General features: G+C 65.7%; 12 protein-coding genes. 7 read left to right on the top strand and 5 right to left on the bottom strand.

Going from position 1 to position 18,166, the window contains the following annotated elements; all coding sequences use genetic code 11:
- Positions 1-80: 80 nt before the first annotated feature.
- A complete protein-coding gene (locus tag BM190_RS06905) occupies positions 81-1,067 on the bottom strand; it encodes a helix-turn-helix domain-containing protein (RefSeq protein ID WP_092253120.1) in 987 nt (328 codons plus the stop codon).
- Positions 1,068-1,422: 355 nt separating this feature from the next.
- Here BM190_RS06905 and BM190_RS06900 point away from each other — a divergent pair, with 355 nt between their 5' ends.
- Positions 1,423-4,305 carry an ATP-binding protein gene (locus tag BM190_RS06900; protein WP_092253118.1) on the top strand — a complete coding sequence of 961 codons (2,883 nt, stop codon included), beginning with the start codon at positions 1,423-1,425 and terminating at the stop codon, positions 4,303-4,305.
- A gap of 167 nt (positions 4,306-4,472) precedes the next feature.
- Here the strand turns inward: BM190_RS06900 and BM190_RS06895 are convergent, their stop codons facing one another.
- Positions 4,473-5,180 carry a hypothetical protein gene (locus BM190_RS06895; protein WP_092253946.1) on the bottom strand — a complete coding sequence of 236 codons (708 nt, stop codon included), beginning with the start codon at positions 5,178-5,180 and terminating at the stop codon, positions 4,473-4,475.
- A 118-nt stretch (positions 5,181-5,298) separates the two neighbouring features.
- Positions 5,299-8,172 carry an ATP-binding protein gene (locus tag BM190_RS06890; protein WP_092253116.1) on the bottom strand — a complete coding sequence of 958 codons (2,874 nt, stop codon included), beginning with the start codon at positions 8,170-8,172 and terminating at the stop codon, positions 5,299-5,301.
- 330 nt (positions 8,173-8,502) lie between these two features.
- On the opposite strand from BM190_RS06890, the gene BM190_RS06885 reads away from it, so the two are divergent.
- From BM190_RS06885 to msrA, 6 genes are all read left to right on the top strand, one after another.
- Positions 8,503-9,174 (top strand): sensor histidine kinase, encoded by a 672-nt coding sequence (locus BM190_RS06885; protein ID WP_092253944.1) that lies wholly within the window; start codon positions 8,503-8,505, stop codon positions 9,172-9,174.
- A 129-nt stretch (positions 9,175-9,303) separates the two neighbouring features.
- Positions 9,304-9,993, top strand: coding sequence for a VOC family protein (locus BM190_RS06880; protein ID WP_092253115.1), 690 nt, complete (start codon positions 9,304-9,306; stop codon positions 9,991-9,993).
- A gap of 239 nt (positions 9,994-10,232) precedes the next feature.
- On the top strand, positions 10,233-11,546 hold the full coding sequence (locus tag BM190_RS06875) for an epoxide hydrolase family protein (RefSeq protein WP_092253113.1): 1,314 nt from the start codon (positions 10,233-10,235) through the stop codon (positions 11,544-11,546).
- 31 nt (positions 11,547-11,577) lie between these two features.
- Positions 11,578-12,426: an enoyl-CoA hydratase/isomerase family protein gene (locus tag BM190_RS06870; protein WP_177236947.1), complete on the top strand. Its 849-nt coding sequence runs from the start codon at positions 11,578-11,580 to the stop codon at positions 12,424-12,426.
- 110 nt (positions 12,427-12,536) lie between these two features.
- A complete protein-coding gene (locus tag BM190_RS06865) occupies positions 12,537-12,959 on the top strand; it encodes an OsmC family protein (protein WP_092253109.1) in 423 nt (140 codons plus the stop codon).
- A 138-nt stretch (positions 12,960-13,097) separates the two neighbouring features.
- Positions 13,098-13,613, top strand: a complete 516-nt coding sequence (gene msrA, locus BM190_RS06860) for a peptide-methionine (S)-S-oxide reductase MsrA (protein WP_092253107.1) — start codon at positions 13,098-13,100, stop codon at positions 13,611-13,613.
- 19 nt (positions 13,614-13,632) lie between these two features.
- On the opposite strand, the gene BM190_RS06855 is transcribed toward msrA, so the two are convergent.
- Positions 13,633-16,476, bottom strand: a complete 2,844-nt coding sequence (locus tag BM190_RS06855; RefSeq protein WP_092253105.1) for an ATP-binding protein — start codon at positions 16,474-16,476, stop codon at positions 13,633-13,635.
- Between the two features lie 158 nt (positions 16,477-16,634).
- Positions 16,635-17,789: an MFS transporter gene (locus tag BM190_RS06850; protein WP_092253103.1), complete on the bottom strand. Its 1,155-nt coding sequence runs from the start codon at positions 17,787-17,789 to the stop codon at positions 16,635-16,637.
- Positions 17,790-18,166: the final 377 nt, after the last annotated feature.

Here is an 18,166-nt window from a genome sequence, read left to right as displayed (position 1 = left end):
GGGCCGTCCTGTGTGGGAGCAGGGACGGCCCCGAGAGGCTCGCCGGCCCCGGGAGGAAGAGGGCGCGAGCCGCCGGATGCCTAGGCCGCGGCGCTGGCGGTCCAACCAATCTGCGGGGAAGGACGACGCCGTAGCGGCGCTTCGACCTCGAGCCGCTCACCCCTGCTGGCGAGGCGCCAGCGTGCCGGTGATTGACCGCTGATGCGTTTGAACACGGTCGAGAAATGCGCCTGCGTGCTGAAGCCCACGGCAAGCGCGATCTCCGCCAATGGCCGCTCGGTGCTTGCAAGCAGCGTCTTCGCCTGCTCGGTGCGGTGATTGAGCAGATATTCGCGGGGACGGTAACCGGTCGCGGCGCGGAATTGTGCCGCAAAGTGCATCCGGGACAGGCCGGCGACATTGGCAAGCTCGGACAGGCTGATGCCGCGGTGGAAATGATCGGCGATATATTGCTCGACACGCCGCAGCCGCCATTTCGGCAAGGCATTGACCCTTGCGCGCGGCAACTCGATCCGGGTGAGATGCATCGCCAGGGTCTGGCCGATGCACTGTGTGAAATGCCGGTCTGCGGCATCACTTTGCTCGATCAGCGCCTTGGCAAGCTCGGCGGCGAGCGGATCGCGCAGCAGCACGAGGTCATTGAGCCCGTCGGCCGCAACGACATGGGCCGGAAGATGATCCGTGGAGATGTGGACGTGCAGGAAGGCGCATGGCGACTGGAATTGCACGCCGAGAGATTTCGAGGGAGCGGTGACATAGAGCGTCCCCGCAGGCATGGTGCCGTCGAAAATGATCTGGCGGTCCCGTGTCAGCTTCGCGCGCGTGGTCTTCAGGGCGATGCCGATGAAATAGCGATCATCCGGCGTCGTCGTTTCGTGCGACGAGCTGCTCCGCGAGTCCTCCCATCGCGAGATCGTGATGTCCTGGATCGCGCCGTCCACAGTGCGATCGATCTGACGCCATTGGCTCTCCCGGGCGATCACCTGCGTCGGGCGAAGAACCTCGTGATCCCGCGAGCCGGCCGGAAAATCGATCCAGGCATGGGCCGCGTGCAAATTGTTCGACATCGCTCGTCCTCTCCTGGCTTTGCCGCGGTTTGCAACGACCGGCAAACGCGCAAAGCCAATGCTGTCCATGCTCGGAGGATAGGCGTGAGCTGGCCAGGACGCCCGTTAGTGGTGATTAGGATCTGTTAGATTTTGTGCGCGTGCATCAGGTGCGACAGCCCGCCGCAGACGTTTGATTAAGTCCAATTTGTCAGAGATTTGCCCGGCTGCCCCTGTTTGAGGGGACCTCAAGGAGCATCGCGTGGCGATCGACGTGCCGGTGTGAGATCCGCGCAGGGCCTTCGCTGGACCTCGCATCGGTGCCGGGTATAGTCCCCGCGCGTTTCGAGGAAGCAGTCGTCAAGATGAGCAAGATGTGACCGACCTCTCGGCAGGACATGGCCCCCGCAGCGGCGGCGCCGGAACGATCCTTGATCTCGATGCCGTCTCGTTCGGGCCGTTCTCGCTGCGCTCGCGGCTGCTGGAGAAGGACGGCGTGCCAGTCAAGCTCGGCAGCCGCGCGATGGATATTTTGCGCCTTCTCGTCAGCCGTGCCGGCGAGGTGGTGCCAAAGAACGAGATTCTCGGCTACGCGTGGTCCGGCCTCTCCGTCGAGGAGATCAGCCTGCGGGTTCATGTCGCCGAGCTGCGCAAGGTGCTCGGCGACGGCAAGGACGGCGTCCGCTACATCACCAACATTCCGAGCCGGGGTTATTGCTTCGTCGCGCCGGTGCAGCGTGGTCCACGCGCGGAGCCGCCGTCGCTCACGTCGCGGCCAGCCGAAAAGGTGACGTCGTCACCGTCTCTGCCGCATCGTTTGGACCGGATGGTCGGGCGGGACGAAATCGTGGCCGAGCTGGCGCCGCGCTTGCTCCGCGATCGTTTCGTCACGCTGCGAGGGCCAGGCGGCATCGGCAAGACCACCATTGCGGTCGCGCTCGCGCATGCCCTGTGCGACAGATTCGAGGGCAACGTCCACTTCCTCGAATTCGGTCCGCTCAAGGACGCCGCGTTGGTGGCGAGCACGGTTGCCGCCGCGCTGGGCCTCGTCGTGCACCACAACGATCCGAGTGACAGCATCGTCAATTTCCTGCGCGGGCGCCGGCTGCTTCTCGTTCTCGACAGCTGTGAGCACGTCATCGACGCGGTCGCACGTCTCGCGGAAGACATTCACCGCGAGGCGCCCGGCGTCGCCATCCTCGCCACCAGCCGCGAGTCGCTGCTGGTGGCTGGCGAGCAGATTTTCGAACTTGCTCCGCTGCGCGGCCCGCCGCAAGGCACGCGCCTCAGCGCCGGCGAGGTGCTGAATTATCCGGCGGCGCGCCTGTTCGTCGACCGCGCCAATGCGGCGGGGCATCGCGACGATCTCACCGACGAGGATGCGGAAGTCCTGGTGCAGATCTGCGGCAAGCTCGATGGCATCGCGCTCGCGATCGAACTTGCTGCCGCGCGCGTCGGCCTCTACGGGCTGCGCGAGATGGCGGCGCTGCTCGACAGCCGCCTGCAGCTCGAGTGGCGCGGGCGACGAACGGCGCCGCCGCGGCAGCAGACGCTCGGTGCCACGCTTGACTGGAGTTTCGGCCTGATCGGCGAGAACGAGCGCATCGTGTTCCTGCGGCTCGCCGTCTTCGCAGGTCACTTCACCCTGAAGGGCGCCATAGCGGTGGTGGCCGAGGAGGAAACGCCGGAGGAACGCGTCATCGACGCGCTGGAGCAGCTCGTGGCCAAGTCGCTGGTGTCCTCGCAGCCGGACGGCGCATCGCGGCGCTATCGCCTGCTGGACGCAACGCGTGCCTATGCCATGCAGAAGTTGGCGGATGGCGGTGAGGCAAGCGTCATCGCGCGCCGTCACGCTTGTTATGTTCAACGCACGCTCGAAGCCGGCCTGACGGCGCAGGGTGGCAGCGGCCAGATGTCCCGCTCGCAGGAGCGTGCGGGCCTGCTCGCCGATGCCCGCGCGGCGTTGGCATGGAGCTACGCCAATGATGACGGCGCCGACTTGCGCGTGCCGCTTGCCGGCAGTTGCACGGGCCTGTTCGTCGAGCTGAATTTGCTGAACGAGGCGCGCATCTGGTCCGATCGCGCGCTCGCGATGCTCGACGACGCCGATCGTGGCGGCCGATGGGAGCTCGAGCTTCAGTCAACGCTCGGTCACGCCTTCATGTTCACCGAGCGCAACAGCGAGCAGGCGGAAGCGGCGCTCCGGCGCGGGCTGGAGATCGCGCAGACGATCGGCGACCACGCCAACACATTCAGGTTGTTATCGCGACTGAACATGTTCTATCGCCGGACCGGCGGCTACCGGCATCTGGTGCCGACTGCGCGTCACGCCGAACGGATTGCGCGCCTGATCGGCGATACCGCGGGCATTGCCGGCAGCAAAGCGCTTCTCGGCGTGTCCTATCACCTCGCCGGCGACCAGGCCGAGGCGCAAGCTCATCTCGACGAGGGCATGCGCGACGACGCCGCACTGCGGGGCACGCAACCCGGACATTTCGCCTATTCGCGTACGCCGCAAATTCCGCTGGCGCGCGTGTTGTGGCTGCGCGGCTATCCCGATCGCGCGCTCGAATGCGTCCTCCCCCTCGTCGGCGCGTCAGCGCCGCGCGACGTGGTGATGCATTGTATCGCGCTGTGCTGGTCCGCCTCGGTGTTCGGTTGGGTCGGCGACTGGTCCGCCGTCGAGACCATGAGCACTCGGCTGGCGACGCATGCGGGGATGCACGGGCTCGTCCCCTATGAGGCCGTTGCGACCGGCTTTCGGGCGCAGACCATGATCGCCCATGGCGAGGCCCTTGGCGGCATCGACCTGTTGCGAAGCGCACTTCCGCGTCTGCACGCGGATCGCTACGAGCTCTATATGTCGGCATTCGCCGCGGATCTGTCTTCCGGGCTGGTCTCATTGGGGCGCTTGGCGGAAGGCGCTCAGGTCCTGCACGAGACCATCGACCGCGTCGAGCAGGAAGGCGGTGCCTTCGACATGCCGGAACTGCTGCGTCTGTGCGGAGAGCTCGAGGCGCAGAGTGGAAACCTCGACGCGGCCGAGGCAAGCCTTGTCGCATCGGCGGAGCTCGCCGAGCAACAGGGCGCGCTGTCCTGGCGGCTGCGCACCGAGATGTCGCTGGCGCGGCTGCGCGAGCGACAGGGTGTGCGAGATCCGCGCCAACAGCTCGCCAAGACTTATGCGCGGTTCACAGAGGGGTTCGAGACCGCCGATCTCAGGGACGCTCGGCTCATGCTGACTCCGCCTTCCGCCTGATCAGGCCGAACAGCGGCGGCGCCTCCGCAGCGATCCGCCACGCGGTTGCTGTCAGCCCCTGTGTCCGTCCAGTCGCGCAAGGAAGCCGCGAACGAGCGCAGCGATTTCGCTGTTGGCTCGTTATGTATTGTTAGGCGTTGAGAGCGGCCATGTCAGCCGTACCGCCGCTATTCGAAGACGGCGTCGAAGATCTCGACGTCCATCAGCACCGGCTTGGCAATCACGGTTCCATCGGGCCGCAATGTCTGCGCGCGCCGAAGTGTCGGCACCACGATGCCGCCGAAGCTGTCATGTGCCCAGGAGGAGTGTGCGACCTTCATCCCGAAGAGATCGTGATCTGCCCGCCGCTGCAGGGCACTCTCGTCGAAATAGAAGATCTGCTCGGACGCGAGCGTCATCAGGTGGGCCGGGAATCGTGCCCGCAGCCGCCGCCAGGTTTCGGCATTCTCCTGCCAGGGCGACAGCTCCTCGATCACGACATCGGGGTGGGCAAGCAGGAATGGAATCGTCAGATAACTCCAGATCGCGACGCCGCAGAAGAAGACGAGATGCAGCTCATCCGCGAGCGCCGGTGGATCGACCTCGGAAAATGCAAGGCCGGGATTAGGCCAGGACCGCAGGACCTCACCATCCAGGCTCTCGATCGTGATCGCGTCCGGTTGAAAGGAGCCGGAGTGCTCACCCCCGGTGATGCCGGTGAAGCGCACCGATTGCGTCCGGGTCGAGCCTTCCGCGGTCACATCCTTGAATTCCCGGGCATGGCCGGCGCTGGAGAACAGCGTCCCGCCAACGGAAAGGTGGAGCGTGAACCGGTTCAAGCTGTTCCAGCGGGCCATTCCGCCGCTGGCATCGATTACGTCGTCAAGAAGCGCCATGTCCCGCCACATCCACCGTCCAGTGTCTCCACCATGGCGGGGCGCATGCGGCTTGGCGTGTTAGAAGTTGTTAGGAGTTGCGAGCGAGTAGCATGGCAGTATCTCGTTGAAGATACTCTCAATTCAGGGTGCCCAGCAGCTCTCTGGCAGCGATCAGATCGCGGGTCTGCAGGCCCTCCTGGTAGCGCGCAACGAGGGGGTTGAGCAAAGCGCTAGCGTCAGCGGCCTTGCCGGCCTGCTCCCAGATGCGGCCGAGGCTGATCGCCCCGCGAAGCTCCCAGCCGACCGCGGATTGACGCCGGGACAGATCGAGCGATTTGCGCAAGGTGCTCTCCGCCTCTACAGCGTTGCCAGACCCGGCGAGGATGTCACCCTTGATCCTGAGCATCTCCGGCATGTCGAAGGATTCGCCGTGATCGGGAATCTGGGCGATCGCCTCGTTGATCGTCTGCAAGGCCTCGTCGGGCTGGTTCTGGGAGGCGAGACCCTCGGCCAGCGCCGTCGCAAACACCGTCGTCATGATGCGGTGCCGTGTCGCGTACAACGTCGCCTGACTGCGCCGGAGGTGCTCGATCCCTGCCGCGACGTCGCCCCGGCGCAGCAGCAGCTCGCCCTTCTGGCCGATGCCGACCGCGTGATAGGGGCCGAGAAAGTGCCGTGCGGAATGATCGATCAGCCGCTCGATCAGGATTTCGGCACTGGCCCAGTCGCCGACCCAGAGGAACACGTAGATCGTCCAGATCAGGGAGATGCCGAGGGTAAGCGGCTGCTCGAGCAGCTCGGCCTCGCGCACCGTGTATCTGGCCACCTCGATCGCTCGCTCGGGCCGGCCCGTGAGCCAGAGCCCGCGCGCCAGCGCAACCAGCGCCACGATGCGGTCGTCATAGCCGAGATGCCCGATATTCAGCCGTTGCGAGCCGGGATTGTGCACCATCGCGCTTTCGCAGAACCGAACCGCCTTGTCCTGGTTGCCGATCAAATGGTGCGCGACGCCGCGCATCCAATCCACGTTCAGCGTGGCGGCGGAATCATTCAGTTTGCGCGCAACGCCCTCGGCCTGTTCGCTGGTCTCGAGTGCGCCGTGAAAATCTCCGACCCTGGTCAGGTAGATGTGCAATCCGCGCAACAGCCAGAGCTGCCAATGCAGGTCCTCGAGCTGGCGGGCAAGCTCGAGACTGCGCGTGAAGGCCGACCGGACCGCTTCCGTATTACCTTGCGTGAACATCACGGAGACGCCGAGCGCGGCCTGCAGGGTCATCTCCTGTCGGCTGTCCACGGCGCGCGTGTCGAGGGACGCCAGCGCCTGCTGGGTCCATCGGTAGCATTCCGTCAGCAATGTCAGCTCGAGGAAGAACTGCGCCGCCGAGGCCGCCAGATCCACGCCGATCGTCCGGTCGCCGCCGTCCGAAAAGCTGAAGGCTAGCGCAGCCCTGACATTGGGCAAATGGTCGGCATAGGGAAGGAAGCCGCCCGCGCTCTGCATGCCCGTGGATTTGAGGGCAATGTCGCGCAGGAAATCGCGGAAATATTCGGCGTGGGCGCGCGCGACGCGGTCCGCTTCGCCGTTCTCGACGAGCTTGTCCGCCATGAAGGCGCGGGTGGTGTCGAGCAGGCGATAGCGCAGCCGCCGCTCAGCCGGCGAGGTCGCGATCAGGGATTTGGAGAGCAGGTTCGAAATGGCTTCCACACCTTCGCCCTCGCTGATGCCCTGGCAGGATGCGATCGCAAGCGCGGCTTCCAGCGTGAACGGCCCGACGAACACCGACAATCCGCGCAGGGTCGCGCTCTCGGTCGGCGGCAGCAAATCGTAGCTCCAGGCGAGCGCCGCGCTCAGGGTCTGGTGCCGCGGAATCGCGGTGCGCCGTCCCCGCCACAGCAGCGAGAAGCGGCTGTCCAGCAGTGATGCGGTCCCGGCAATGCCATAAGCGTTGACACGTCCGGCCGCGAGCTCGATCGCCAGGGCGATGCCGTCCAGCCGTCGGCAGATCTCGGCGACGAGCGGCGCATCCTCCTCGGTGAGCTCGAATTCGCTCAGGCTCTCGGCAATGCGTTCCACGAAGAGCTGGCTTGCGGGATAGGCAAGGATGTCGGCAATGCCGAGGCCTTCGCGCTGCGGCGGGCAATCCAGCGGAAACAGCCGGTGGACGCGCTCACCTTCGGTGCGAAAGGATTCGCGGCTGGTGGCCAGAATATGCAGCTTCGGCGCCTCGCGGACCATGCGTTCGGCCAGAGGGGCGAGCTCGTCGAGGATATGCTCGCAACTGTCGAACACCAGCAGCATGCGCCGGCTGCGCAGGACCGTCAGCAGGCTCGGCACGGGATCGTCGGCATTGACGGTCAGGCCCAGCGCGGCCGCAATCGTGCCGGGAACGAGCCGGACATCCGTCAGCGCGCCGAAATCGACGAAACATACCTGGTCATCGAAGCCGGCGAGCTCGCGATGCGCGACGGCAAGCGCGACCGACGTCTTGCCGATCCCGCCCGGGCCGACGATTGTGACGAAGCGATGCTGGGCAAGCTCGGCCGAGATCTTCTCGACCGCATCGTTCCGCCCGATCATCTTGGCGAGCGGCGCGGGCAGCGAGCGGGGCGAAGCGTCGGGCAGGCTGGTCCGGCTCTCAGAAGGCGCAGCCCGGAGCAGCGGGGCCGCGAAGCAATAGCCGCGTCCGGGGACGTTGATCACGTAGCGGGAGCCTTCGCCGGCATCGCTTAAGGCCCTATCGTTCAAAGCCTTATCGTTCAAAGCCTTGCGCAACGTCGTGATGTGGAAACGCAGGCTGCCTTCGTCGACGTTCACATCGGCCCAGATGCGCTTGATCAGCTCCCGCTTGTCCACGACCTCGCCGGCACGCTCGGCGAGAAAAATGAGGATGTCGAGCGCGCGGCCGCCGAGGTGAAGCGGGACGCCGTCCTTCTCAAGCAGCCGCGACTTCGTGAACAAGCGAAATGGCCCGAAGGCAATGACCGAATCTTGCTCGTTAGTGTCCGGCACGGGCCAACAATTCCAGTGAAAAGGCTGAAGTCTGCAGTTTTGGTCTAACAGAACGAGACGTCCAGTAAACTGGCCGAAAGTGGCGAAATCGCGTGGCGATCATCGCGATCGGCCGATCACGCGAGGAGCGTCGCAAATCTAACTTAAACGCGAGTGGTCCAGCGAGCGATCGGGACAATCCGGCAATGCGCTGGACCGCGATGGCGGATCTGGATCTCGGTCGTCGCGACGGTGATCATAACAGAATCTTGCAACGTCTAACGAGCAAAGCACGCGAACAGCATCCAGTATGGCATTCGCGTTAGATGCAAGTTTCAACGGGAGGCTATGATGTCCGCGATCGGCGCTCGGCCGAACGACCATGTCGTTCGCTCTCAATTTTTACCTGGCCTCGATGATCAGTCGCGTGACTGGGAGCTCGTGCTGCGGGAATTCCACCATCGCATGAAGAACACGCTGACGCTGCTGGGTGCGTCAGTCCGTCGCGATTTCACGCGCGCGGGCACGGGCGATATGTCGTTGGCGGTGGACCGGTTCGAGCGGCGCATCGTCGCCTTCGGCAGGCTCTATCAACTTCTGTCTGATCATGACGATCTGCGGTTCGTTTCCGCAGCGGCCTTCTTCGAAAGCCTGTGCGAAGCGATCTCCGAGGCTGTGCTGGAACCGGCAGGCATCCGCTGCGAGGCTGCGATCGAAAGCGGCACATTGCCGGCGGCGCAGTGTCATCGGCTCGCGCTGATGCTGACGGAGCTGGTGACGAACGCGGCAAAGCATGCTTTCCCGAGCAAGAAGGGTGCGCTGATCCGCATCGGCCTGGCCCGGCGCGGCGGAGCCTGGCTCTGCACGGTGGCCGACAACGGCATCGGTGCGACCGGTCCGCTCCAGGGCACCGGCAGCCGGATCCTCGAAGGGCTCGCACGCAGCATCCAGGCGCGGCTGCAGGGCGAGGCGGGCGAGGGCGGCACCCGGGTCACCATCGTGATGCCGATCGCTGCGGCGTGAGCCCTCCCTCACAACGGCTAGCGGACTCTAACACCCCATAACGGGTAAAAATCTCTCGTTTGCGCGACAGTCCTGACGTTCGGAGCGGGTGTCGATCCCGGACCCGCGGCTTGAAACAAGGAGTTGGACATGGCTGTGATCGAGCTGAATCGCCAAGCTGAAACCAAGCCCTCGAAATCTCATGGAGTTGATTTGAAGCTCGAGGTCCTCGTGATCCCGGTGTCCGATGTCGACCGCGCCAAGGCGTTCTACACGCGCCTCGGCTGGCGACTGGATGCTGATTTCACGTCAGGCGACGACTGGCGCGTGATCCAGTTCACGCCGCCGGGCTCGGCCTGTTCGGTGATCTTCGGCACGAACGTCACGGCGGCCGCGCCGGGCTCGGCGCGAGGCCTGTATCTGGTCGTCTCCGATCTCGAGGCGGCACGTCAGGATCTGCTCGCCCGCGGCGTCGAGGTCAGCGAGCCGTTCCACGGTGCCGGCGACGTTCATGCCGGGCCTGACGAGCCATATCTGTTCGGCAGCGTTCGAGTCAGTGGTGCTGACCCGAAGCGCGGCAGCTATGCTTCATTCGCCGCGTTCAGCGATCCCGACGGCAATGGCTGGCTGTTCCAGGAAGTCACGACACGATTGCCCGGACGCATCGCAGGCGACGGCACGGCATTCGCCTCAGCGACCGATCTGGCCGCAGCGCTGCGTCGCGCGGCGCTGGCGCATGGCGAACATGAGGCGCGGACTGGCGGACACGACGAGAACTGGCCGGACTGGTACGCCGAATACATCGTCCGCGAGCAGGCCGGCCAGCCGCTGCCGACTTGAGCTGCAGCGAAAGGCATCTTCCGATCCTGGCCGACACGGCGCGCGATGACTGGTCGTCGCGCGCCGTGTCGTATTGCGCGCATGTCATCGCACTCTTGCGCGGACTCGCAACGGCTAACGCAGGCTAACAATGCATAACGAGCAAACTGCCGGGGCCTGCGCCAATCTCCCTGCACGCCAACCGATGCGTTGATTTCGAACTCGGTCAGCGTCACCGACCAAAGCAAGGGAGATCCAACATGACCGCGCAAGCCCGAACTGAGAGCCTCAATCCCGACCGCCGTCAATTGCTGAGCCAGGCCGCGATGACCGCGGTTGCCGCCAGCGTGTCGAGCCTGTTGCCGCTGCATCCTGCCAAGGCTACCGCAGGCGGCGCCATCCGGCCATTCCAGATCAGTGTGCCCGAGCAGGATCTGCTCGACCTGCGCCGGCGCCTGGCTGCCACACGCTGGCCGGATCGCGAGATCGTCACCGATCAGTCGCAGGGCGTGCAGCTAATGACGATGCAACAGCTCGTGCGCTACTGGCAGAGCGACTACGACTGGCGCAAGGTGGAGGCCCGGTTGAACGCCTTGCCGCAATTCGTCACCGAAATCGACGGCGTCGACATTCACTTCATTCACGTCCGCTCGCGGCACGAGAATGCACTGCCGATGATCGTCACGCATGGTTGGCCCGGCTCGATCATCGAGCAGATGAAGATCGTCGGTCCGCTCACCGATCCGACCGCGCACGGCGCCAAGGCCGCGGACGCGTTCGACCTTGTGATTCCCTCGCTCCCTGGCCACGGCTTCTCGGGCAAGCCGACGGTGCTCGGCTGGGACCCCCAGCGCATCGCGCGGGCCTGGATCGTGCTGATGAAGCGGCTCGGCTACAGCCGCTATGTCGCCCAAGGCGGCGATTGGGGCAATGCCGTGACGGAGCAGATGGCGCTGATCGCGCCGCCGGAATTGCTCGGCATTCACACCAACATGCCCGCGACCGTCCCCGACGACATCGCCAGGGCGCTTCAACCCGGCGGAACGCGCCCGGCGAACCTCTCGACTGAGGAGCGCCTTGCCTACGACCAGCTCGATGATTTCTACAAGCATGGCCTCGGCTACGCGATCGAGATGTCGAACCGGCCGCAGACGCTCAATGGCCTCGTGGATTCGCCCGCGGGCCTCGCGTCCTGGATGCTCGATCATGATGCGCGCAGCGCCGCGATGATCGCACGCGTGTTCGATGGCAGGACGGAAGGGCTGTCGCGCGATGATGTGGTCGACAACATCACGCTCTATTGGCTCACCAACACCGCGGTCTCCTCGGCGCGGCTGTACTGGGAGAACAAGCTGGTGTTCTTCGCGCCCAAGCAGGTCAAGATTCCCGTCGCCGTCAGCGTCTTCCCGGACGAGATCTACGCCGCGCCGCGGAGCTGGGCAGAGAAGGCCTACCCCAAGCTGATCCACTACAACCGCCTCGACAAGGGCGGACACTTCGCGGCCTGGGAGCAGCCGGCGCTGTTCTCTGCGGAAGTGCGGACCGCGTTCCGTCCGCTGCGGCAATCGATCTGAGATGCGAACCCATACATCAGGAGTGCAAGCAATGAACCGTCCCGAACGCACCTTCACGACCCAAGACATCCACCTCGAGCGCCGCCTGCCGTCCTACTGGCGTGTCACCTTCGACATGCCGCCGGTGAATATTTTCGGCCCGAAGCAGCTGCCGGTGCTGGGCGACATCGTCAGCAGGATCGAGACCGATCCGGACGTGAAGGTCGTGGTGTTCGACAGTGCCGTCGAAGGCTTCTTCATCACCCATTACGATTTCCTGGCGCCGCTGGAAGATTCGCTTCGTATTCCGCGCGGGCCGACCGGCCTCGAGGCGTTGCCCGACATGCTGGTACGCCTCAGCCGCGCGCCGGTCGTCTCCATCGCCGCGATCCGTGGCCGCGCAACGGGTGTCGGCAGCGAGCTCGCGCTCGCGAGCGACATGCGCTTTGCCAGCCGCGAGAAGGCGATCCTGTCGCAATGGGAGGTCGGCGCGGGCCTCGTGCCCGGTGGCGGGCCGATGGCGCGGCTGCCGCGCCTGATGGGCCGCGGCCGTGCGCTCGAAGTGCTGCTCGGCGCCGACGACATCCATGGCGATCTCGCCGAACGCTACGGTTACGTCAACCGGTCGTTGCCGGATGCCGAGCTCGACGGTTTCGTCGAGGCACTCGCGATGCGCATCGCCTCGTTCGACAAGGAGGCGATCGCCGAGACCAAGCGTCTTGTCGATGTCGCAAGCCTGCCGCCGGACGCCGAAATCAAGCCGGAGTGGGACGCGTTCCTGGCCTCGCTCAGCCGCCCCGCGAGCCAGACCAGGATCAAGGCGCTGATGGCGCGGGGCTTCCACCGCGCCGGGGACGTCGAGAACCGGCTCGGCTTCCACGTCGGACAGATCGGCAGCTAGCGGAACCGTTGCGACACGCGGCCGGTTGGAGCGGCGGCAGGCGGTCACGCCGATGCCGCCTTCCACCGGTACAGAGCGCCGGTGCGCAAAAACAAACGAGGAGAATTGAGATGATCCGCAAAGCGAAAGCAGTATGGAAGGGCACCGGCCGCGACGGCACCGGCCATCTGACGAGCGAGTCCGGCGTGCTGGCCGAGACGCCCTATTCGTTCAAGACCCGCTTCGAGAACGAGAAGGGCACCAATCCCGAGGAATTGATCGCTGCGGCCCATGCCGGCTGTTTTACGATGGCGCTGGCCTTCGGTCTTCAGATGGCAGGTTTCACGCCGGACGAGCTCTCGACCGAAGCCGCGGTGACCCTGGAGCCCGAAGGCAAGGGCTTCAAGATCAGCAAGTCCGCGCTGACCTTGCGTGCCAAGGTGCCGAACCTCGACGAGGCAGGTTTTGCCAAGTTCGCCGGCGAGGCCGAGAAGAACTGCCCGGTGTCGAAGGTGCTCAACGCGGCGATCACGCTCGACGCCAAGCTGGGCTAGCGGCGAGGGACAGTTCGTGCCATCCGGGTCGACGACCCGGATGGTCGTACAGGGTATGCCCGGCTTTCGGCAGGGCTGCGGAAGGCATAGGATGTGGCAGATGCAGGACCGACAGAGCGGTCAATTGGGAGCGGACAAATGACAATGGAGCGCGCAGTTTTGGCCGGAGGCTGCTTCTGGGGCATGCAGGATCTGATCCGCAAGCAACCAGGCGTGATTTCCACACGCGTCGGCTACACCGGCGGCAAGGTGAAGAACGCAACCTACCGCAACCACGAAGGCCACGCCGAGGCGATCGAGATCATGTTCGATCCCGCCAGGACCAGCTACCGGACCATGCTGGAGTTCTTCTTCCAGATCCACGACCCCACCACGCTCGATCGCCAGGGCAATGACCGAGGCACCAGCTATCGCTCCGCGATCTTCTATGCGAGCGACGAGCAGAAGAAGATCGCCGAAGACACCATCGCCGACGTCGAGGCGTCCGGCCTGTGGCCCGGCAAGGTGGTGACCGAGGTCGCGCCCGCAGGCGAGTTCTGGGAGGCCGAACCCGAGCATCAGGACTATCTCGAACGCTATCCTGACGGCTACACCTGCCACTTCATCCGGCCCGGCTGGAAGCTGCCGCGCCGCGCTGCTGCGGTGGGAGGCTAGATCAAGACGCCACGCGCCGTCAGGCCCGCGATCGCGCGATCAGGTCGCGGGCCATGCGCATGTCGGCGATGCCGGAGCCTTCGGCAAACGTCCCGCAGACATTGTCGAGAGCCACCCGGGCTTCCGCGCTCCGGCCGGCTCCGATCATGGCCCGCGCGAGACTGGTCGCGCAGCGGAGCTCCCAGAAGCGCGCGCCCTGCTCGACGGCGATGTCGATGCCCTCGCGAAAGTGCGCCTCGGCGTGCTCAGTATGCCGTGCGCTTCTGAGCATCAATTCCCCCTTGATGCGGAGCAGCTCCGGCAGATACCAGCGCTCCTGCCGGTCGTTGCAGCGGGTCAGGACCTCCTCGATCGTGTCGAGGCCGCGGTCGACCTGGTCGGCTTCGAGGAAGCACGCGGCGAACTCGCCGAGCAGCGGCAGAAAGCGCGGCAGGAAGCGCGCATCGCCGGCGCGGTTGAGCTCTTCGCGCAGGAGCGGCAGGCCGGTGGCGATGTCGCCGCGCCTGGCCACGACCGCGGCGTTGAAGGCGCGTGCCCATAGGCCCCACAGCCGGATTCCGTGGCGCTCGGTGTGTTCGAGCAGCTCGGCGCCGTGGCGCTCGGCGGCCTCGAAATCGCCGGACCAGAACGCGATCGGGCAGGCGGCCTGTCCCAGCACGCTGCAGAAGGTCAGCGCATGGCCGTTGGCGCGGCCTTCCTCGATGTTCTCAGCGGCGAGCGCCTGGGCCTGATCGGCGAGGCCCTGAAGCCAGAGGATGCGGGCCCGGAAATATTGCGTCGATATCCTGAGATCGAGCGGGAAGATTTTCGGCTTCGCCACCAGCACATGCAGCGAGGCGTTCACCCGGTCGATGCGCTGCCGCGCGTCGTTCTGGTCCCCGAGATAATGCAGCGCGACGGCCATCAGGCGGTCGCCCAGCATGAGATCGGTGCTGTCGGGCGAATTCGCTGCCACCTTCGCAAAGCGCTCGGCGAGCGCGCGGGCCTTGCCGAACTGCCCGTTGTTGAACTGGTCGATGCACAGGCCCCAGAGTGCGCGCAGCCGGAAGTCCTTGTCGTCGAGGTTCTCAGCGAGCTCGAGCGTCGTCTCGAGGAGCGGGCGCGCCTCGCGCGCGCGGCCCTCGCCATACATCAGCGACCAGCCGAGTGCCGACAGGAGCTGCATGCGGATGCGGTCGTTGTCGCCGTCGTCTCCGAGCGCCGCCAGCGCCGTTCTGCTGCGCTCGCGGCATTCGGCGAACAGCGACAGACGCACCCACAGGGTGACGGCGGCGGCCGTCAGCGCAATGCCGAGCCTGGTGTCGCCGTCGGGCGCGAAGGCCCAGTCCAGCGCCGCGCGCACATTGTCGAGCTCGCCGCCATAGGTGCTGAGCCATTCGGGCAGCGGCGTCGACGTGTCGGCCCCCGCGCGCTCGAAGAAATCGCGAAAATGCTCCGCATGACGCCGCGCGAACTGCCTGGTTTCACCGAGCTCGTTCAGTTTCCCGAGCGCGTAGGTGCGCGTGGTGTCGAGCAGGCGATAGCGCAGCGCCCGCGAGCCGGATGGCGAGATCAGCGATTTGGTGACCAGGCTGTCGATCGCCTCCAGCGTCTCCGAGGTGCTGAGGCCGTCGCCCGACGCGACCGCGGCGGCCGCCTCCGGCGCGAACGGCCCTGCGAACACCGACAATCGTCGCAAGGTGGCGCTTTCCGCCGGAGACAGGAGGTCGTAGCTCCAGTCGAGGGCGGCGGCGAGCGTCTGGTGCCGGGGGACGGCCGTGCGCCGTCCGCGCCATTGCAGCGAGAAACGGCTGTCGAGCAGGGAGGCGGTGCCGGCGATGCCATACGCATTGACACGGCCCGCCGCGAGCTCGATCGCCAGCGCAATGCCGTCGAGCCGCCGGCAGATGCTGGCGACAAGCGGCGCCTCTTCCGCGCTGAGCTGGAACGGCCCGGAGCTCTGCGCGATGCGCTCGACGAAGAGCTGGGCGGCGGGATAGGCAAGAACTTCTGCGACGTCGAGGCCCTCGCGCTCGGGCGGACAATCCAGCGGAAACAGCCGGAATATCCGCTCGCCTTCGCTCCGGAACGACTCGCGGCTGGTGGCGAGAACACGAAGCTGAGGCGCTTCGCGAACGATGCGCTCAACGAGAGGCGCCAGCGTATCAAGCACATGCTCGCAGCTGTCGAAGATCAGCAGGGCCGGCCCGGTCTTCAAAAATGTCAGCACGGCCGGCGTCGGATCCTCCGCGCTGACGGTCAGTCCGAGGACGGAGGCGATGGTGGTCGGGACATGGCTCGCATCCCGCAGCGGACCGAAATCGACGAAGAAGACGCGGCCGTCGAAATCCGCCGAGCGCCGATGCCCGACCGTGACGGCGACCGCCGTTTTGCCGATGCCGCCCGGGCCGACCAGGGTCATGAAGCGATAGAGCGTCAGGCCGTTTGAAATCTTCTCGATGACCTCCTCGCGTCCGACCATCTTCGCAAGCTGAGTGGGCAGCGAGCGAGGAATGATCTCGGCGGCGGCTGGCGCGACCTGCGAGGCGATTTGGGCGAACGGGGCGACAAAGCAATAGCCGCGGCCGGGCACATTGAGGACATAACGGGCCGATTTACCGGTATCGCCGAGCACCTTGCGCAACGCTGCGACATGGAAGCGCAGGCTGCCCTCGTCGACATTCACGTCGGCCCAGATGCGCTTGACCAGCTCTCTCTTGTCGATGACTTCTCCGGGGCGCTCGGCAAGCAGGATGAGAATATCGAGCGCGCGGCCGCCGACATGAAGCGGCTCCCCTTCCTTCTCCAGGAGCCGGGACTTGGGAAACAGCCGAAATGGCCCGAATGAAATGGCCGAGTCTTGGTTGTTATTGTGAGCTGGCACGTGCCATTGCCCCCCGCAACGGGAGTCAAAAGGTATTGTTGTGGTCTAGCAGAACGAGGCGTCCAGTAAACTGGCCGAAAGCAGCATGGCTGGCAGACCTGCGCAGATGGCGTGGGTCGGCTTCGGCCCCGCCTGAATCATGCCGGAAATGGAAGGGGTTAGGTCGCCGTGGTCTTACCCGGGTCCTTCGTGACGATGTGCGCCGATAGCGTGACCAGACCCATCAGCGCAGCCAGCAGCCAGAACGCCAAGGGCAACCCGGCAAAACGTGCGACGAAGCCGACGCCGGCGGGCCCGATGAGAATCCCTGCGTAGCCCGCGGTCGTGATCGCCGCGACCGCAAGGCCGGTGGGCATCACCGTTTGCCGCGCCGCCCGGCGGAACAGCACCGGCACCAGATTCGACGCGCCGAGCCCGATCAGCAGGAATCCGCCGATGGCGACCGCCGCAATGGGCGCCGTCAACAGGACCACGAAACCGGCGATCGCGATGAGGCTGCCCCAGAGCAATGTCGCGCGATCGCCGATGCGCGCAACGACGGCGTCGCCGCCGAGCCGGCCCGCAGTCATCGCGATCGAGAACACGATGTAGCCGGCGCCGCCTTGCGCCTCGGTGACCAGACCTGCGCCGATGACGAGCAGCGCGCCCCAATCCAGCATCGCACCTTCGACCAGGAAGGTGATGGCGCCGAGCAGCGCGAGCAGCAGCACCGATCCGTGCGGCAGCACGAACAGCGGGCCCTCCTGCACCTGCACGGAGCGAAGCAGGCGCGGCGAGGTCGCGACCATCGCGATCAGCATCAGGACGGAGCAGATCAGCGTGCAGGCGAGCGTTCCGAATTGCAGCGAGAGCAACGCCGTCATCAGTGCGGATCCGGCAAAGCCCCCGATGCTGAACAGGGCGTGGAAGCCGGACATCAGCGGGCGGTGCGCGGCGCGCTCCACCTCCACGGCGTGGATGTTCATGGCGACGTCGATCGAGCCGAGCGCGGCGCCGAATGCGAAAAGCGCCAGCGCCAGCGTTGCGGGCGTAGCCGCAATCGCGAGCAGGGGCAGAACCAGCGCCAGACCGAACCCGCCCGCGATGATGATCGGCCTGCTGCCGTAGCGCGCGCTCACGATCCCAGTCACCAGCATCGCGATGACCGAGCCGATGCCGAGGCTGAGCAGTAGCAGTCCGAGGACGCCATCATCGACGCCGAGCCGCGTCTTCGCGAACGGCACCAGCGGCGCCCAGCACGAGATGCCGAAACCCGCGACAAGGAAGGCAAGCCGGGTCGCAAGGCGGGTCGAAGGCCGGTCGGCGGAAGACATGGAAACTCCGGGAAAGCGGGGGCAGGGCGATCGACAAGCCCGACGATTGTCGCGACTTTATGTCTGTGGTGCGCATGAGGTGCCGCGGCCGCAGGGGCGCTTCGGTCGTCGCGTTCGATCGTTGGAACCGGTGCAGACTGTCTGCGTGTAGCCCGGATGGAGCGAAGCGCAATCCGGGGCCGCTCGCCCGCATTTCGAACCGTCCCGGATTACGCTGGCGCTCCATCCGGGCTACGGGACGGTACCTGTGTCGCCCTCTGTCAATCCGCTTCGCTAAAAATATTCCACTTTACCGAAATTCGGTTTCGGCGTATGTGTCGCCCATCCCGGCTCACCCAAGAGGGGCGACTATGTGGTCGTCACTGTCGCGAGCCGGG

The sequence above is a fragment of the Bradyrhizobium sp. Rc3b genome (assembly GCF_900114915.1).
Classification (GTDB): domain Bacteria; phylum Pseudomonadota; class Alphaproteobacteria; order Rhizobiales; family Xanthobacteraceae; genus Bradyrhizobium.
The sequence above is the reverse complement of the archived record's forward strand: the minus strand, read 5'-3'. Positions and strand labels throughout refer to the sequence as shown.